The following is an 18208-nucleotide window of genomic DNA, read 5'->3' as shown; positions in this document are numbered from 1 at the left end:
ATAGAATTTTCTGTTTTTTAAACATAAAGGCTGATGGCATCATTATTACTTTAGACCCAATGCTCATTATAGCAGAGTATCATCTTTATTCATACATAAAAATGCGCTTTCATTCCGAATGCGCTGCGAAAAAATTAATGTTGTCAATAAATATTCGCAAACTGTCACAAAATAATCATCTTTTATTATATAATGAAATATGCTAAGATGATGAGATACTAAGGGGATGAGATCAAATGAAAAAGACATTTTTTCTGCAACTGTCCATATTCTTTTTAGTCATTGCGAGCCTTCATTCGTTCTCAATGCCCCAGATGCCGACAAATCACCATGCGCAAAAAGCCGCTGTTTCAGGAGACGAACTTCATGAACTGACAGCCGGCAAATATGGTGAAGAAAAGGCGAAATCATCATGGAATTCACCCGGTTTCGGAGCTGAATCCATCCTTCTCTTAATCTTAGCTGCCGCTTCCGGCCAAGCGTTCATAATGAACAGGCGGAAAGAGCATCTGAAGGCATTTATGCTCGCGGTGTTCTATCACTCTTCTTATTTCGATAAAGCGCATGTTTTAAAACCATAACCATACGAAAAAAACGGGAGGTTTTAACATGTTATATATCATAAGAATGGTGATTATCGGACTATTTTCATTGACAGCAATCAATTTGTTTGTTTTTCAAGGAATTGAATTCATGCACGCGATTACCGATCTTTTCAATCGCCAGGACAGCTGAATTTGAAGCGATCTAAAAAAGCTAGACAATAACATTTTATGAAACAGTTTGATTGGCATGAGTCCGGCATTGTTCGGTCTCATGCCTTTTCATTTGGTCTTCCTCCGTCTTTAAAAGCGGAACATTTCCATTCATAGTCTTACATACAGTTTTTCAGCCTCCTTCAAAAACTATTAAATTTTTTCGAAAAATTTTAAACATCTTTTCAACAAATGCCGCGGCTTTATTTCAAATCTACAAATATATAAGATATAATATCCCTGTACCAATTAAATACCAATTACTTATAGAAAGAAGATGTTCATATGAGTAAAGTATCTGGAAAAATTGCTTTTGTTACTGGCGGAGGCCAAGGAATTGGGGAAGCAATCTGCAAACGCTTGGCAGAAGACGGATTCGCTGTTGCAGTTGCCGATTATAATGTAGAAACTGCAACACAAGTTGCTGAGGACATTAACAAACTGAACGGTAAAGCAATCGCGGTTAAAGTGGATGTCGCTGATCGTGATGATGTTTTTAAAGCTGTCGATGAAACGGTAAAACGCCTTGGCGGTCTTGATGTGGTGATCAACAATGCAGGTCTTGGACCAACCACACCTATTGAAAGCATTACATATGAAGATTATCGGAAAGTCTATGATGTCAACGTTGGTGGTACTTATTGGGGAATACAAGCAGCTGTAAAAGCCTTTAAAGAGCTTGGACACGGCGGAAAAATCATTAATGCTTCTTCTCAAGCCGGTCAAGTCGGCAACCCGGGCTTAGCGGTTTACGGCGGAACAAAGTTCGCTGTTCGCGGGATTACCCAAACTGCGGCAAAAGATCTAGCTGAATTCGGTATTACTGTAAACGCCTTTTGTCCGGGTATCGTTAAAACTCCTATGATGATGGGGATTGCACAGCAAACCGCTGATGAAGCGGGCAAGCCGTTTGAATGGGGCATGGAACAATTCGCTAAAAATATTGCATTAAAACGTTTATCCGAGCCGGAAGATGTAGCAGCATGCGTTTCTTACCTTGCAGGGCCAGATTCAGATTATATGACCGGCCAGTCTCTTATCATTGATGGCGGAATGGTGTTTAATTAAGTTTAAAATAATCCTAAATATGGAGAGCGGAGTTTTCCACCTCCATATTTAGGATTGAATAACAAGCTATATAGCATGGCTTAACCGTGTTCAGCTGAGAATATGAAACGGTCACGGTTCGTCCAACCACACCCTGTCTCAGGATTCACATTTAAACATTTTGACCAAGGAACGTAAGCCGTTGGTGCCTCAGCCATTGGCAAACCTGAGTATCCCGAATTTGCTTTTTGAATCGCATCAATACCGCGTTTACTGCCAATATGTTTACGATCTTTTGAAACCCCTGTTTCAAGATGCACTAGTGCGAGGATTTCCCCTGCGATAAGCGGCACCCAAGTTATCTTCTTTGAATTCTACTCAAAGTCTCATAGGTTTAATTTACGCGCTTTTTCCGTCTACTCGTTTATTTTCTCCATTTTTTTCAATTTCCTCCAAACTGCGACCTCGAGTCTCAGGGACGCGTGTCCGGATAAATACAACTCCAAGTAAACAAATCACACCAAAGATTGCAAACACAGCTTCTTGAGACATCGAAGCGGTCATAATAGGAAATAGCAATCCAACCAAGAAAGAACCAATCCAGTTAAATGATGAAGCTAAACCAGACGCACGCCCGCGAATGACCAGCGGGAAAATTTCTCCAACTATGACCCAAGTTAAAGGAGCCCATGTGAATGAATAAAGTGCTACATAGATACTTAAAAAGACAACCATCATCATCGGATTCGCATTAGGAATTAATATATTCAATATTGCCGGCAAAATAAAGGACAGCCCCATAATTGTTCCGCCTACTGTTAATAAAGTACGGCGATTAAATTTATCAGCAATCATGATGAATAGTAATGAACCTAGCACGAGAATAACTCCCTGAATAATCGGCCACATCAACGCTGAACTTGCTGCATTCCCTGTTGCTTTTTCTACAATCAAAGGAATGTAATAAAAAATTGCGTTTGCACCCTGGAATTGTTGAAAAGCAGCAACACCCACACCGGCAATTAATAAAAAACGATATTTATTGCTTAAGAGTGTAGCCCATGATGCTTTTTGATTTGCCTTTGCCTCCTCTCTGGCAGTTTCTTGAATTTGTGTGATTTCAGAATCAATCTCTCCTTTGTTAGAGCGAATATAGCTCAACACCTTGCGAGCTTCATCAATTTTATTGTTCTTGATTAAAAAACGTGGTGATTCGGGTAACTTTAACATTCCAACATATAAGATCAAAGCAGGTACGGCAGCCAAACCAAGCATCAACCGCCATGCCATTGTTTCCGGCAAATCTTTCAATAGAAAATCAACAATGTAAGAAAGCAACATTCCAGAACAAATCATTGTTTGATTAATTCCTGACAGCCGTCCACGTAAACGTGCAGGCGCCATTTCCGACATATAGGCTGGGACCAATGCAGAAGCGGCACCAACGGCCAATCCCAATAAAACCCGAGAAACAATCAAAAATAGTATCCCATTATGAGGTGCTATTCCTGACAAAATGGATCCAACAACAAAAATGATAGCGGAAATTAAAATCATTTTGCGCCGTCCCAAACGATCAGAAAGTTGTCCGGCCAGGGCGCCTCCAAAAATAGCGCCTAACATGACTGAAGAGGTAATCCATCCAATAACCCCGGCGTTGTCTTGAAGGTTCCAGTCATGTTGCAGAAAAGGCAAAGCACCCGTCATAACGCCGATATCATAACCGAAAAGAATGCCTGCAAAAGCCCCGAAAAAGTAAATGAAGCCACTTGAGATTTTCTTTTCATTAACCATTAAAGTTCCCTCCTCAAGGTAGAAATGAAATTGTGTAAAAATCCCACCACTAAAATATTGATGGCTTTTCAAGAAATCATAAAAGCGTTTTCAAACTGCAAATACTGCTAGGATATTATTTGTTGGGATTTCTCCGTAAATCTCATGGTTTCATTCGCCTATTATTAAACGCTTTCAATTTTTCCTGAAATCGCGATAACGCTTACAAAATCATGAATATTTTGAAATCTGATATACCTATTTTTCACCTCCAAGGAAGCAGAACCCCCTCGGAGGTTAGAGACATTACTTAATCACTACATATTCCAAGTCAACGAGCTTTGCATAAGTGATCATTTGGTCTGTTGTTAAATTTAATGAAACGACTGTATGGTGACCGCCGCCATTCTCAAGCCATGCTTTCACTCCATCTTGGAAGTTAGGCTTCACTTCCCAAAGTACCCGTGCCACTGGAAGGTTTGGTGCTGGAACAGTTGGTTCAAATGCAGAAACTTCGTTAATCAACAGTTTGTAGTGTGTACCAAAGTCTGCCATTGAAACAACCACACCATCTCCTGCTTTTCCATCGAACACTAGGCGTGCTGGGTCTTCACGATCACCAATACCTAATGGAGATACGATAATTTTTGGTTTGTTACTTGCTAAAGATGGGTCAACTTCAAGCATATGTGATTGAAGGATTGATTCTTGACCGGCAGCTAATTCATATGTGTAATCTTCCATAAAACCAGTTGATTGGTTACGGCTCATCACTTTGAGCAAGCGATCGAGCGCTGCGGTTTTCCAATCTCCTTCACCAGCAAAGCCATATCCTTGCGCCATCAAACGTTGGACGGCAAGACCCGGAAGCTGTTTCATTCCATATAAATCTTCAAAGTTAGTTGTGAAAGCATTGTAACCACCATCATCCAGGAAACGTTTAATAGCGATTTCATAGCTTGCTTGTACTTTTACGCTCTTCTCCCAATCTTCCCGACTGTAAGTGCCATAATCAAATTCATAAAGGTCTGCGTATTCTGCAAACAAATGATTAATTTCTTCATCTGTAACCGCATTCACGTATTGAACAAGATCACCAATGCCAAAGTAATCAACTGTCCAGCCAAATTGAATTTGCGCTTCAATCTTATCTCCTTCAGTAACAGCAACGTTACGCATGTTGTCACCAAATCGAGCGACCTTGATGTTGAAGCTTTCGTTATAAGCAACCGCTACGTCCATCCATTCTGCAATTTGCTGTTGCACTTCAGGGCGCTCCCAATAACCTACGACAACTTTATTTTGTTTTTTCAAACGGGCATTGATAAAACCGTATTCACGGTCACCATGAGCAGATTGGTTGAGGTTCATAAAGTCCATGTCAATCGTTGTCCATGGAATACTTTCATTAAATTGTGTCGCTAAATGAAGTAATGGTTTTTGCAATAATTTTGTTCCGCGAATCCACATTTTCGCAGGTGAGAAAGTATGCATCCAAGTGATAACACCGGCAACTTCATCACGATAATTTACTTCTTTCATGATGCTTGTGATTTTATCTGCATTAACAGCTAAATCTTGCAATACAAGCGGGTATGGCAAAACAGCGCTTTCATTTAATGCATCGGTCATGGCTTGCGCGTGCGCTCTGACTTCTGCTAACGCTTCTTCCCCATAAAGATGTTGTGAACCTACGACAAACCAAAATTCTTTTTTCCCTGTTGTTAACATCATAACCCTCTTTTCTTAAATTAATGTGATAATTAATAGTTTGATAGAATTGATATTACTTTTGACCATAATAAGCATTTTTACCGTGTTTCCGTAAATAATGTTTATCTAAAATACGTTGTGGTAATTCTTTTGCAAAAAGATTTAATTCTCGTGTAAATAAATTCATTTTCGCAACTTCCTCCAACACCACACTATTCAATACTGCTGATTTTACATCTTTTCCCCAAGTAAATGGACCATGACCATGAAGTAAGACACCAGGAACAGCTAAAATATCTAACCCACGCTCTTCAAATGTTTCGATAATCACATGACCTGTTTCTGCTTCGTAACCACGATCAATCTCCTCTTGTGTCAAGTAACGGGCACATGGCACGGAACCATAGAATGTGTCTGCATGAGTGGTCCCCATCGCTGGAAGATCAAGGCCTGCTTGAGCCCAGATTGTCGCCCAAGTTGAATGAGTGTGTACAATTCCTCCAATTTCAGGGTAGTGCTTATAAAGCACTGCGTGAGTCGCTGTATCTGATGAAGGCCTCAGCTCTCCTTCAACAACATTGCCATCTAAATCAACAACCACCATATCACTAGCTTTCATCGTTTCATAATCAACACCGCTTGGTTTGATAACGAATAAACCCGTTTCACGGTCAATGGCACTTGCATTTCCCCATGTGTATTTCACGAGTCCATATTTAGGCAAGTCCAAATTCGCTTGTAATACTTCTTCTTTCAGTTGTTCTAGCACGTCAATCCCTCCATTAAATCAAATGGTCTACAGCGGCCTGCTCAATCATTAAACCTTTTTTGTACCGTTCGATAAATGCTTCAAATCCTTCTACATCTAATTGATCAGGGTAAATTTCCTGCCCGGCATCCTCTTCAAAGACTTTTTTGTCGAGGAAGTCTTCTAAGCTCTCTTCATGACCTTTGTTCATCATGTAAGAAGCAAGAATAGCCATCCCCCACGCACCGCCTTCTCCGGCTGTTTCCATAACTGATACCGGCGTATTCATTGCAGCTGCAACAATTTTTTGTCCGACAAGAGGGGTTTTGAATAAACCACCGTGAGCTAAAATGCTATCAATTTCAATTTTTTCTTCTTTGGTCAAAATATCCATTCCGATTTTCAAAGCAGCAAAGGCTGTAAAAAGGTGTGTCCGCATGAAGTTTGCTAAATTGAAACGACTCTCTGGTGAGCGGACAAATAATGGCCGGCCTTTTTCTAATCCTGTAATATTTTCACCAGAGAAATAACCATAGCTTAGTAAACCGCCGCCATCTGAGTCAGCTTCCAATGCTTTATTTAACATCACTTCGAATAATTTATTCGCTTCAACTTTTTGTCCCATTGCCTCAAAAAATTCACGGAACAATCCTAGCCAAGCATTAATATCACTTGAGCAGTTATTCGCATGAACCATTCCAACCGGACTGCCGTTTGGCGTTGTTACCAAATCAATTTCTGGATATACCTTTGATAGTTCTTTCTCTAATACAATCATGGCAAAAACTGAAGTTCCTACTGAGATGTTTCCAGTGCGTTTCCTCACACTATTCGTAGCAACCATTCCTGTTCCAGCATCGCCTTCCGGTGGACAAATCGGAATGCCTGGTTGTAAATTTTTTGATTGATCCAGAATTTTTGCACCAATTTCGGTTAATTCACCAGCTTGCTCGCCCGAAATATAAACTTTAGGAAGAATATCCTTCAGCTTCCAAGGGTAGCCTTTGTTCGAAATCAGTTCATCAAACTGCTTGACCATCGATTCATTGTAATTTTGCGTTGATTCATCAATCGGGAACATGCCTGAAGCATCTCCAATGCCAATTGCTTTATTACCAGTCAGTAGCCAGTGAATGTACCCAGCTAAAGTGGTGATATAATCAATGCGAGGCAAATGCTTCTCTTCATTTAATATTGCTTGATATAAATGAGCAATACTCCACCGTTCGGGGATATTGAATTGAAATTGATCAGTTAATTCTTTTGCTGCAGCACTGGTTGTTGAGTTACGCCAAGTTCGAAACGGAACAAGCAGCTCCCCTGTGTTGTCAAAAGCCATATACCCATGCATCATTGCAGAAAATCCAATAGAACCGATTTTGCGAATGGTGATGCCATAATTTCGTTCAACTTCATTCTTCATTTCACTATAAGCTGTTTGCAATCCAGTGATAATATCCAATAAGTTGTACGTCCAAAATCCATCTTCCAAGAGGTTTTCCCACTCATAACTTCCAGATGCGATTGTTTCAAAACGACTATCAATCAACACTGCTTTAATACGTGTGGATCCGAATTCAATCCCAAGTGATGTTTCTCCCTCAGTTATGGCTTGCTTGATGTTTACTCGATTCGCTTTCACGTAATCCCCCCTCTGATAGCGATTTCATTATTATACGAAAGAAGGCATTTTCCTTTCCGCTTAACTTTATTACAACCTTAGTATATTTTTTGTACGTACATATGTCAATCCAAAATATAATATGTTCATATAAATATCACAACGATATTTTCTGTTATTTTTCTCTTAATGTTTATAATAAAAGGTATTTGAATAACATAAAACCTAAAGAAAAAATTTATACTTGCTAGTTAATTTTCACGAAAATAAGGCGGAATCTTTTCATTCATTGAAAGCCATGATAAAATATGTCCACACAAATCATTCAATTAAAAAAATTAGAATGCGAACAACTGTGAAAGAAGTGAGTGAAATGAAACCAAAGTATAAGGTCATCATTAATGACATAAAAAGTAAAATCCTTTCAGGAGTTTACAGAGTGGGAGAACAAATTCCTACTGAATCCGCCATACAAGAAGAGTATAAAGTCAGCCGGCACACTGTTCGAAAGGCCATTTTAGAACTATCGAACGAGGGGTTCTTAAGAAGTGAAAAAGGGTCTGGCACTTATGTTAGTAACCAGTATCAATCAAAAGCCGGTGGGAATTCCAATAACAAAATAATCGGTGTAATCACGACCTACATTTCTGATTACATTTTCCCTTCCATTATTCGTGGAATTGAAGGGAGATTGAATGAGGCTAATTATTCGCTACTATTAGCTAGTACAAATAATGATGTCGAACAAGAAAAAAAAGCTTTGGAAATGATGCTGTCATTTGGCGTAGATGGTTTAATTGTTGAACCTACGAAAAGTAATCTATACAATCCTAATATTGCTTACTATCTATCGTTTAAGGAACAAGATACTCCTTTCATCATGATCAATGCTTATTATGAAGAATTAGATGTTCCTTTTCTTTGTCTCGATGACGTGCAGTCAAGCTATCTCGCAACAAAAGAATTAATATCAAAAGGACATACACAAATTGCTCTCATTTCAAAAATGGATGATTTACAAGGAAAGTATCGAATGAAGGGGTATATAAAAGCGCTTGGTGAAGCCAAATTACGATTTCAACCTGAGCATGTGCTTTCGTACAATACAGAGACGAAGCTGGACCTATACACAAACCTGAAGAAGTTTCTACATGAAAATAGAGACGTGTTGACTGCAATTGTTTGCTATAACGATGAAGTAGGGTTGGAAGTAGCAAATGTATGCAGACAACTTAATATTTCTATCCCGGACAAATTGTCAATTATTGGTCAAGACAATTCGTATATTGCCAAAAATGCGAACATCAAACTTACAACATTGACACACCCTCAAGAACAAATGGGGCACGATGCAGCTGATTGGGTCATTAAGAAATTACAAGGAAAGAAGGATTTACCAAACGAAACCTACTATCAACCTGTGTTAATTGAAGGCGAAACGGTCAAAAAGTTAGAAGTACAATAATCTTGGTGTGATCAAGGAAAAACCCAGTCCATGTTCACTAAAGTCGTGATCACGGACTGGGTTTTATTTTACTCTGTTATCAATTAAGCAGCAGAGAACTTTCATGCATTTGACGCTTACTCATCACCAAAAAGAAGCCCAACAATGGTCATTACTATTTAATTTTGAATCAGAAAAACGGGCGAAAATCGCACCATACGAGAAAGACAGTCTTTGATATATTGGGTGCTGTCTACTTGTGTCACAAGAAAGTAACATGTTTAAAAATGAACCTGTTTAAGGTTTATCTGGCATGCTCTTTTTCTGTTGCATTCATCGTTATCTTGCAGAAATCGCTACCCCTAGATATTGAATTACAATTGGGGTGTCACACCAGTTCATGTTTGGCTAATCCATACATCCGTTACTTCCCCTGCCTCATCTTCGTCGATGATGAAAGAACCGTTGCTGTACCGGTCATGAAGCTTGATATCTTTGACAAGCATCTCCTCTGTGATGCCTTTTTCGGTTTGAAGCGTGATTTGATCATGATATGAGCATGCGAGCAGCCCGGTGATACGGTGAGGTTTTTTCTTCAGTTCCCTCAGCATGAGGACCCCTCGTTTCGCCCTTGACGTTTTTTCAAATTCGGTGCGGTTCATCCGCTTAATAGATCCGCGCTGGGTCACGAGCACGAGCACATCCGATTCCTCTAAAACCTGGCCGCTGGCGACAAAGTCGCCGTCTTTTAAATTGACGCCTTTGACACCGGCCGCCCTTGCGCCGACGACGCTGACCTCATCTTCTGAGAACCACAGACCGTAGCCGGAATGTGTCGCGATAAACAAATCTTTCGTTCCGTCCGTTACATGAACATCGACCACTTCATCGTCGCCTTTTAAATTAAGGGCAACCAGTGCTTTTGAATAGCGCTGTGCTTTATACTGCATCAGCTGAGTTCTTTTCGCCATTCCGTTTTTCGTAAAGAACAGCAGGTATTCAGATTCGGAAAACTCTCTGACAGGAATCGCCTTGACGATGGATTCATCGCTGTCAATCGATATGATATTCGTTATATGCTGTCCTAAATCTTTCCATCTAATATCAGGAAGCTGGTGGACTGGACAATACACATAGCTCCCTTTATTTGTAAACAAGAGCAGAACGTCTGTCGTATTCATTTCCAGCTGACAGAGCAGACGGTCGGTATCTTTCATGCCGAAGTCCTGGCCATTTGATGCAGCAAAAGACCGCTGGCTCGTTCGTTTAATATAACCGTCTTTCGTCACGGTCACATAAACGTCTTCAGACGCTACCATCACTTCAAGGTTGATTTTGATTTCTTCGATTTTTTCTTCGATGACAGAGCGCCTTTGACCGGCATAGGTTTTTTTCACCTTTTTTAAGCTGTCTTTGATCACTTTCAAGAGTTTCTTATCATTGGAAAGGATCTCTTCCAGCTCTTTGATCTTCTCGTCCAGTTCTTTTGCTTCTTCCTGGAGGGCCGTAATATCTGTGTTTGTCAGCCTGTACAGCTGCAAGGAAACGATCGCTTCAGCCTGCGGCTCAGTAAATGCGAACTTTTCGATCAGATTGTTTTTGGCATCGCGCTTGTCATTGGAAGAGCGGATCGTCGCAATGACCTCATCCAAAATGGACAGTGCTTTCATCAAGCCTTCTACGATATGATGCCTTTCCTTCGCTTTTTTCAGCTCATACTGAGAACGATTGGTGATGACTTCTTTTTGGTGGCCGATATAAGCGTCCAAAATCGATGTGAGATTCATCAGCATCGGTCTTCTGTTATGAATAGCCACCATGTTAAAGTTGTACGGAATCTGCAAATCCGAGTTTTTATACAAGAAATTTAAAATGCCTTGTGCATCCGCTTCTTTTTTCAGTTCAATCACGATTCTGAGGCCTGTCCGGTCGGTCTCGTCACGGACTTCGGAAATCCCTTCGACCTTCCGTTCAATCCTGAATTCGTCCATTTTTTTCACTAAATTCGCTTTGTTAACTTCAAACGGAATTTCAGTAATGACAATTTGCTGGCGGCCGCCTCTGATCGTTTCGATCTCAGCTTTGCCCCTGATGATGATTTTTCCTTTTCCGGTTTCATAGGCTTTTTTTATGCCTTCTTTACCCTGGATGATTCCTCCGGTCGGAAAGTCCGGACCTTTTACAATCTCCATCAGGTCATCCACACTGCAGTTCGGCGAGTCGATCCGCTTGATCACGGCATCGATCACTTCCCCGAGATGATGCGGCGGAATGTCAGTCGCATACCCGGCGGAAATCCCTGTCGATCCGTTGACAAGCAGGTTCGGGAACATCGCCGGAAGGACGACAGGCTCCTTGCTCGTATCATCAAAGTTTGGTACAAACTCGACCGTTTCTTTGTCAATATCCCGCAAAAGCTCTGAAGCGATCGCCGCGAGCCTTGCTTCTGTATAACGCATCGCAGCCGGCGGATCACCGTCGATGCTTCCGTTGTTTCCGTGCATTTCAATCAGCACGTTGCGAACCTTCCAGTCCTGGCTCATCCGCACCATCGCTTCGTAAACCGAACTGTCTCCGTGAGGATGATAGTTCCCGATCACATTACCGACCGTTTTTGCGGCCTTGCGGAAATTCTTATCGTGTGTGTTCCCTTCCGCATGCATGGCGTATAAGATTCTTCTTTGAACAGGCTTCAGGCCGTCGCGCGCATCAGGGAGCGCCCGGTCCTGAATAATGTATTTGCTGTATCGGCCGAAACGGTCGCCGATCACGTCTTCCAATGGTAAATCATGATAAATCTCTGGCTGTGCCATTTATTTAAACCTCCTCAGCGACCGATAAATTCTCGTTTTCCAAAATGTTGCTTTCTTCATCAAGTCCGAAAGCGACGTTTTTCTCAATCCATTTTCTCCTCGGCTCAACTTTGTCGCCCATCAATGTCGTCACGCGCCGTTCAACACGGGCCGCGTCATCGATTTTAACCCTGACAAGTGTTCTTGACTCGGGGTTCATTGTCGTTTCCCAAAGCTGGTCAGCGTTCATTTCGCCGAGACCTTTATAGCGCTGGATCGTATATCCTTTTCCGACTTTTTTGAGGACGTCATCCATTTCCTCATCAGACCAGGCATATTCAATGATTTCTTTTTTGCCCGACCCTTTGCTTACTTTATAGAGCGGCGGCAGTGCGATAAACACTTTTCCGTGCTCGATCAGCGGCTTCATATAGCGGTAGAAAAAAGTCAGGAGCAGCACTTGGATATGAGCGCCGTCTGTATCCGCATCTGTCATGATGATGACTTTGTCATAATTGATGTCCTCAATGTCAAAATCGGCGCCGACCCCTCCGCCGATCGCGTGAATAATCGTATTGATTTCTTCATTTTTAAAAATATCGGCCAGCTTCGCTTTTTCCGTATTGATAACCTTTCCGCGGAGCGGCAGGACAGCCTGGAATTTCCGGTCTCTTCCCTGCTTTGCTGATCCTCCGGCAGAGTCACCCTCCACGAGGTACAATTCGTTTTTGGACGGGTTCCTTGATTGTGCAGGCGTCAGCTTGCCGGAGAGCGTCGCTTCGGATTTCTTTCTTTTCTTTCCGCTTCTTGCCTCTTCTCTTGCTTTTCTCGCAGCTTCTCTTGCCTGAGAGGCTTTAATCGCTTTTTTGACAAGCAATGTTGCCGTTTCCCTGTTTTCTTCAAGGAAATAAGCGAGCTGCTCAGAGACGATCGCATCAACGGCTGACCTTGCTTCACTTGTGCCGAGCTTTCCTTTTGTCTGTCCTTCAAATTGGAGAAGCTCTTCCGGAATCCGGACGGAAACGATGGCTGACAGGCCTTCCCTGATATCCGTTCCTTCAAGGTTTTTGTCCTTTTCTTTTAAAAGGGCCACCTTTCTCGCATACTCGTTGAATGCTCTCGTCATCGCCGTTTTGGCACCGGACTCATGGGTTCCTCCGTCTTTCGTTCTGACATTATTGACGAACGACAGGATGTTTTCGGAATAGCCGTCATTAAACTGAAACGCGAAGTCAACCTCGATGCCGTTGTGCTCTCCTTCAAATGAGACCACTTCAGAAAGCGCGTCTTTCTCCTCATTTAAATAAGCGACAAAAGCTTCGATTCCGTTTTCGTATAAAAACGTTTCTTTTGTATGATCGCGTTCATCGATCAATTCGATTTTTAACCCTTTTAACAAAAAGGCTGATTCTCTCAGACGCTCTGAAAGCGTTTCAAAGTTAAACGTCGTCATGCTGAACATCGTAGGATCAGGCTTGAAATGAATCAGGGTGCCGGTCTTTTTGGTCGTTCCGATTTTATCAAGGGATGTCACCGGTTTGCCACCGTTTTCAAAACGCTGCCTGTAGACATTTCCGTCCCGCTCAATCGTGACCGTCAGCCACTCGGACAGGGCGTTTACAACGGATGCACCGACGCCGTGCAGCCCCCCGCTCGTTTTATAGCCGCCTTGGCCGAACTTTCCTCCGGCATGCAGCACTGTCAAAATAATTTCGGGAGTCGGTTTGCCGAGCTTATGCATTCCTGTTGGCATTCCCCGGCCTCTGTCTTGCACCGATATGCTGTTATCTTTATGTATTTTTACTATAATGTGATCCCCGTGGCCCGCAAGGACTTCATCGACGGAATTATCGACGATTTCATATACGAGATGGTGCAGGCCCCGGCTGTCTGTCGAACCGATGTACATACCGGGGCGTTTTCTGACCGCTTCCAGGCCTTCGAGCACCTGTATGGAATCATCATTATAGTCAACTTGCTGTTTCTTAACCAAATGCATAAACCCCTTTCAAAAATCAAACATTGCTTATAAAGAATAATACACACTCTGTCATGTAAAGCAAAGTATTATCCGATTCTTTTCCAATCGCTTCAATCATTGTCGGGAAATGTTAAAATGAAAGCCGCTATTTTGCACAGCCGTCATTTTACACGATTCGTCCCCCGCAGTACAAGGCTCTCCCAATCGCAATTGGAAAATCATTCTTAAAAAAACTGTCCAAGACTTATTGTAGCCGTTTTTCACAGCAATTCGCAAACATATTCTCGCATAAAAAAGACAAAAACCCTTGAAAAAACAAGGATTTTTGTCTTTTTTATGCCGATTTTGTTAACGCGTGTGCCACTTTTATGCACAAATCCATGATCACTGTATAGCCTTTTCCGCTCAGAAGCCGGTAAGCTTCTTCGTTGACAAGCCCCTGCTGCGCCCAAAACACATCTGCGTCTATCTCCAGGAATTCCTTTGCGACATCAGGTAGGTGCTCGGATCTTCTGAACACATTGACGATATCAACGTGTCCTTCAATGTCTTTTAAGGATGCGACAGCCTTGACGCCCAGCGCCTCATCTATGGTCGGATTGACAGGGATGATGTCATATCCCGCATCCTGCATCGCTTTTGATACCATGTACGATGTTCTTTCAGGGTTGTCGGACAGGCCGACTACCGCGATTCGTTTGCTGTTTTCAAGAATGCTTTTGATTTCCTGTTTAGAAGGGTTTTCCATGCCGATCACTCCTTTTACGTTCAGTTTACACGAAAACAAAGGCGATAATCAAAATTTTCATATGATTAGCGCGCATTATCTTGTATGATATATACGGTACTTTTAAAGAAAAGCCGTCATGAAAGGCGCCTCTCATGTTAAAATAAAGAGAAGGGATCATCTAAAAAGGAGAAATGAAATGTTAATTGCTTTATTATTTGTTTTAGCCTATCTACTCGGCAGCATTCCGTCCGGCTTGATTGTCGGAAAGGCCGCCAAAGGAATCGACATCAGGGAACACGGCAGCGGCAATCTTGGCGCCACCAACGCATTCCGGACACTCGGCGTAAAAGCCGGCTCCATCGTTGTGGCTGCGGATATTTTGAAAGGGACGCTCGCCGCCTTTCTGCCTACCATCCTGCACATCGGCGTACACCCTTTGTTGGTCGGTGTAGCCGCAGTCATCGGGCATATGTTCCCTGTATTCGCAAAATTTAAAGGCGGAAAAGCTGTCGCTACTTCCGGAGGCGTATTGCTTTGCTATCAGCCTCTTCTGTTTGTCACAATGGTTGCGGTGTTCTTTCTGTTTTTGTATATCACAAAATATGTATCGCTTTCTTCTATTTTAACCGGCTTGTATACAACGGTTTACAGCCTGTTTACGAAAGACCTTTTATTGGTGGCAGTCGTCGCCTTTCTTACGGCGTTTGTCGTATACAGACACAGAACGAACATTAGACGCATCATCGATAAAACCGAGCCTAAAATCAAATGGATGTCCGGCAAAAAATGAGCCTATCCGAAAAACATTATATTTTCATGATCGGACATAAACGTTATATACTATAAATAGATTCAGCATGCTTTGAACAAATGATGAAGGAGTGATTGCCCGTGAATTTGAAAATTAATGAAGATGCGCTTAAATGGTATAAGGACGAGCTTGATTTAAAAGAAGGAGATCAGGTTCGCTTTTTTGTCCGCTACGGAGGATGCAGCAATGTTCAAAAAGGCTTCTCCCTTGGGGTTTCAAAAGATGAGCCGCAGCAAATCGGTGTGAGCGCGGAAAAAGACGGCATTACGTTTTTCGTGGAAGAAAGCGATGTATGGTATTTCGACGGCCATGATCTGCTTGTTTCCTTTAATGAATCATCTGAAGAGCCTGTTTTTGAATATCAGTAAAAAAGAGTATTTTTCAGCTTGTAGAGAAACCTTTGTTTTTCTGCAAGTTTTTTTTATTTTTCATCTTAATGAAGGAATCGAAGGCTTTGATGAGTGTGCGGCAAATGCACACACAATATTTCTCCGTGAGCTGGGTACACCTCCATTATGAATAGTAAAGGACAGTATATCCGGGGCAGCAACACGAATAACTGAGTATAGATTCTGTATATCTAAAATACAATTCGTCTAAAATAAAACGGCGAGAATTTCCCATTCTATTAAGATTTTTCACACTCTTGTTTGATCATGAGCAGCGTTATTTACATCGAGGTGTTTAGACATGGTTTACGGTGTGACAACCTTTATTTTACTAGCTGTTTTTCTGACCTTTTATTTAACGGACCGAAGAAGGATCATCAACGGTTTTTTATTCAATCTATTTTTTTGTTCATTTCTTGTTCTGTCCTACTATCTGGCATACGTTGTCGGAATTGGCTTTTTCAGACTGTTCGTCATTGTACCGCTGCTGATCTTTTTCTTTATCCTAACGTTTGGTCTATTTGCTTTAATAATCGGGTTATTTCTGAATGCGAGAATTCTTATCAAAAGAGAAGGACGACGATTGTCTAATTGTTTGACTTTAATGACCGGGCTAGGCATTATCATATTTTTCCTATTGTCAGTGATTGAACCCGCTCGTTTTTTATCGCCAAATGTTCAGCCATTGTTTGCGGGATCATCGCTTATTGCGGTCTATTTCTTCTTTCATTTAACAAATTTCTTAACAGCCTATTTTCTATATCAATTTAACAGACCGAAGCTTAATCAGGATTACATCATCGTTCTCGGAAGTGGATTAATTAACGATACAGTACCCCCGCTTTTAGCAAGCAGGATAAATAAGGCTGTCGATTTTTATCGGAAACAAACAGCTGTTGCTTCTCCGCCGAAAATTATTTTCTCCGGCGGGCAAGGACCTGATGAAAACCTTTCTGAAGCAGAAGCCATGCAAAGATATGCTTTAAAAAAAGGGATACCTGAAGAGCACACTTTGAAAGAAGACCGTTCTGTAAATACATATCAAAATATGCTTTTCTCCAAACAACTGATGGACTCATTAACAGACGGCAAATACAACAGCATCTTCACAACAAACAATTTCCATCTGTTCCGCGCCAGCCTATATGCAAAACGAGCAGGTTTAAAGAGCCATGGGATCGGTTCAAAAACCGCTTTTTATTATTGGCCGAACGCCATGATCCGCGAATATATCGCTGTTGTTGTAATGAACCGTAAACGGCATAGTATTGTCGTAGGAACTATTTTGGGTTTTTCTATACTTTTGACCGCATTTAATTTTTTTATTGATTAAAAAAACTTCAAAATTGCGTCTTAAGATTTTGGTTTGTCCGGATGGCACACTTTCTTTTACAGCCATCCTCAGGATGCAGATGAAAGCCTCAATAGATTATGATGGTCTATGTTTAAAGGACACCTTCAACAGAAAGATGTCCTTTGCTTGGGAAGTATAATTTCTTTACAAAATCATGTTGATAATTCCAATTTTCATAACAGCGATTGATGGAATGGAGAACGTCCATTTAAATACCCCCCACCGGCAGAAATCAGCACTTTTAGACGTATCTAGATATGTGTGATCTGAAACAAGCCACAACTGAATAAAAGTGATTTTCTCAAATGTTAAAGCCCCAATTTATCTTGATCAGATCTAATGGTGAACGGATTCATTTTTTCTCAATGCTTCCTGCGGAATAGCCCCTTGTATTGGCTCCAATTCTCATCAGGCTACACATCTTTTTTCTCCGTTATTTTCACCTCATACCTTCGAATCGACAACTTTCTTTTAATGCTTACAAACGTGAAAGGAAAATGTAAGATAAATCAATGGTTTCGTTTGGAAATTTTAAATATGATGGGTTCGAGGTGATAAATGATGAAATGGTTTTTAGGAATTTTAACGGCAGGGCTGATAATTTTGGGCGCAGGCTATTTTTTATATTCCGGATATTATTCAACGGAAGATTATTATGTCAAAATTACAACAGATCCAAAAGTCGTTAAAGAAAAAGCAAGTGATGGATACACATATATAAATTATAACTATGATGTTACGGGTTATGATAAAGGCGGGAAGCCCAAAAGCCTAAAGCTCTCTTCTCAAGACAAAATGCAGAAAGGTCAGTATTATATTATTCATTGGGAAGATAGAAGAGAAATAATATCCAGCCAGGAAAAAGCAAGCGAGAAGCAAATAGATAAGGACATCCTGGATAAATTAAACAACCAAAATTAATTAGCCGCTCACTCCGTCCCCCTAAAACTTCCTTGTTTTAGGGACTTTTTTATGAAAAATATAATGACTGCGGCCTTATCAAGGCATGAAAAACACTGAGGTAAAGGTGAACTTTGTTATTGAAACAGA

The 18208-nt window shown here is 41.3% G+C and carries 15 protein-coding genes and 1 pseudogene; 8 read left to right on the top strand and 8 right to left on the bottom strand.

The window, feature by feature from the left end; all coding sequences use genetic code 11:
- The first annotated feature begins 236 nt into the window (after window positions 1–236).
- The 3 genes from BTA31_RS17540 to BTA31_RS17535 all read left to right on the top strand — a co-directional run bounded on the left by BTA31_RS17540 (window position 237) and on the right by BTA31_RS17535 (window position 1823).
- Window positions 237–581, top strand: a complete 345-nt coding sequence (locus BTA31_RS17540) for a hypothetical protein (protein ID WP_076793327.1) — start codon at window positions 237–239, stop codon at window positions 579–581.
- A 28-nt stretch (window positions 582–609) separates the two neighbouring features.
- Complete coding sequence (locus BTA31_RS23580) at window positions 610–735, top strand: hypothetical protein (protein WP_255204407.1); 126 nt, start codon at window positions 610–612, stop codon at window positions 733–735.
- A 305-nt stretch (window positions 736–1040) separates the two neighbouring features.
- On the top strand, window positions 1041–1823 hold the full coding sequence (locus BTA31_RS17535) for a (S)-acetoin forming diacetyl reductase (protein ID WP_043928961.1): 783 nt from the start codon (window positions 1041–1043) through the stop codon (window positions 1821–1823).
- Window positions 1824–1906: 83 nt separating this feature from the next.
- On the opposite strand, the pseudogene BTA31_RS17530 reads toward BTA31_RS17535, so the two are convergent.
- The 5 genes and pseudogenes from BTA31_RS17530 to BTA31_RS17510 all read right to left on the bottom strand — a co-directional run.
- Window positions 1907–2083: pseudogene (locus tag BTA31_RS17530) on the bottom strand (hypothetical protein); the annotation flags it as partial.
- A gap of 118 nt (window positions 2084–2201) precedes the next feature.
- Window positions 2202–3596 carry a sugar porter family MFS transporter gene (locus BTA31_RS17525; protein ID WP_076793325.1) on the bottom strand — a complete coding sequence of 465 codons (1395 nt, stop codon included), beginning with the start codon at window positions 3594–3596 and terminating at the stop codon, window positions 2202–2204.
- 285 nt (window positions 3597–3881) lie between these two features.
- A complete protein-coding gene (gene araA / locus BTA31_RS17520) occupies window positions 3882–5306 on the bottom strand; it encodes an L-arabinose isomerase (RefSeq protein WP_076793324.1) in 1425 nt (474 codons plus the stop codon).
- Between the two features lie 55 nt (window positions 5307–5361).
- Window positions 5362–6057, bottom strand: a complete 696-nt coding sequence (locus tag BTA31_RS17515; protein WP_043928967.1) for an L-ribulose-5-phosphate 4-epimerase — start codon at window positions 6055–6057, stop codon at window positions 5362–5364.
- Window positions 6058–6070: 13 nt separating this feature from the next.
- Entirely contained in the window at window positions 6071–7678 is a 1608-nt protein-coding gene (locus BTA31_RS17510; RefSeq protein WP_076793323.1) for a xylulokinase, read from the bottom strand.
- 352 nt (window positions 7679–8030) lie between these two features.
- Here BTA31_RS17510 and BTA31_RS17505 point away from each other — a divergent pair, with 352 nt between their 5' ends.
- Complete coding sequence (locus tag BTA31_RS17505; protein ID WP_076793390.1) at window positions 8031–9122, top strand: GntR family transcriptional regulator; 1092 nt, start codon at window positions 8031–8033, stop codon at window positions 9120–9122.
- Between the two features lie 377 nt (window positions 9123–9499).
- On the opposite strand, the gene parC is transcribed toward BTA31_RS17505, so the two are convergent.
- The 3 genes from parC to BTA31_RS17490 form a co-directional block, all read right to left on the bottom strand.
- Entirely contained in the window at window positions 9500–11914 is a 2415-nt protein-coding gene (gene parC, locus BTA31_RS17500) for a DNA topoisomerase IV subunit A (RefSeq protein WP_076793322.1), read from the bottom strand.
- A 4-nt stretch (window positions 11915–11918) separates the two neighbouring features.
- Window positions 11919–13886 carry a DNA topoisomerase IV subunit B gene (parE, locus tag BTA31_RS17495; protein ID WP_076793321.1) on the bottom strand — a complete coding sequence of 656 codons (1968 nt, stop codon included), beginning with the start codon at window positions 13884–13886 and terminating at the stop codon, window positions 11919–11921.
- Between the two features lie 322 nt (window positions 13887–14208).
- Window positions 14209–14622, bottom strand: coding sequence for a CoA-binding protein (locus BTA31_RS17490; RefSeq protein ID WP_076793320.1), 414 nt, complete (start codon window positions 14620–14622; stop codon window positions 14209–14211).
- Window positions 14623–14800: 178 nt separating this feature from the next.
- On the opposite strand from BTA31_RS17490, the gene plsY reads away from it, so the two are divergent.
- The 4 genes from plsY to BTA31_RS17470 all read left to right on the top strand — a co-directional run bounded on the left by plsY (window position 14801) and on the right by BTA31_RS17470 (window position 18079).
- Window positions 14801–15394 (top strand): glycerol-3-phosphate 1-O-acyltransferase PlsY, encoded by a 594-nt coding sequence (gene plsY, locus BTA31_RS17485; protein ID WP_043926460.1) that lies wholly within the window; start codon window positions 14801–14803, stop codon window positions 15392–15394.
- A 101-nt stretch (window positions 15395–15495) separates the two neighbouring features.
- Window positions 15496–15783 (top strand): HesB/YadR/YfhF family protein, encoded by a 288-nt coding sequence (locus tag BTA31_RS17480; protein WP_076793319.1) that lies wholly within the window; start codon window positions 15496–15498, stop codon window positions 15781–15783.
- Window positions 15784–16105: 322 nt separating this feature from the next.
- Window positions 16106–17137: a YdcF family protein gene (locus BTA31_RS17475; protein WP_076793318.1), complete on the top strand. Its 1032-nt coding sequence runs from the start codon at window positions 16106–16108 to the stop codon at window positions 17135–17137.
- Between the two features lie 582 nt (window positions 17138–17719).
- A complete protein-coding gene (locus BTA31_RS17470; protein WP_043926458.1) occupies window positions 17720–18079 on the top strand; it encodes a YxeA family protein in 360 nt (119 codons plus the stop codon).
- Window positions 18080–18208 lie beyond the last annotated feature (129 nt).

It is taken from the genome of Bacillus haynesii, assembly GCF_001969855.1.
Lineage (GTDB): Bacteria > Bacillota > Bacilli > Bacillales > Bacillaceae > Bacillus > Bacillus haynesii.
Note: the sequence above shows the minus strand (reverse complement) of the source record. Positions and strands in the feature narration are given on the sequence as shown.

What these genes read in the sequence shown, in the direction of transcription:
- BTA31_RS17540 (WP_076793327.1), top strand. Translation starts at nt 237, where the DNA reads ATGAAAAAGACATTTTTTCTGCAACTGTCCATATTCTTTTTAGTCATT.
- BTA31_RS23580 (WP_255204407.1), top strand. Translation starts at nt 610, where the DNA reads ATGTTATATATCATAAGAATGGTGATTATCGGACTATTTTCATTGACA.
- BTA31_RS17535 (WP_043928961.1), top strand. Translation starts at nt 1,041, where the DNA reads ATGAGTAAAGTATCTGGAAAAATTGCTTTTGTTACTGGCGGAGGCCAA.
- BTA31_RS17525 (WP_076793325.1), bottom strand. Translation starts at nt 3,596, where the DNA reads ATGGTTAATGAAAAGAAAATCTCAAGTGGCTTCATTTACTTTTTCGGG.
- araA (WP_076793324.1), bottom strand. Translation starts at nt 5,306, where the DNA reads ATGTTAACAACAGGGAAAAAAGAATTTTGGTTTGTCGTAGGTTCACAA.
- BTA31_RS17505 (WP_076793390.1), top strand. Translation starts at nt 8,031, where the DNA reads ATGAAACCAAAGTATAAGGTCATCATTAATGACATAAAAAGTAAAATC.
- parC (WP_076793322.1), bottom strand. Translation starts at nt 11,914, where the DNA reads ATGGCACAGCCAGAGATTTATCATGATTTACCATTGGAAGACGTGATC.
- BTA31_RS17490 (WP_076793320.1), bottom strand. Translation starts at nt 14,622, where the DNA reads ATGGAAAACCCTTCTAAACAGGAAATCAAAAGCATTCTTGAAAACAGC.
- plsY (WP_043926460.1), top strand. Translation starts at nt 14,801, where the DNA reads ATGTTAATTGCTTTATTATTTGTTTTAGCCTATCTACTCGGCAGCATT.
- BTA31_RS17475 (WP_076793318.1), top strand. Translation starts at nt 16,106, where the DNA reads ATGGTTTACGGTGTGACAACCTTTATTTTACTAGCTGTTTTTCTGACC.
- BTA31_RS17470 (WP_043926458.1), top strand. Translation starts at nt 17,720, where the DNA reads ATGAAATGGTTTTTAGGAATTTTAACGGCAGGGCTGATAATTTTGGGC.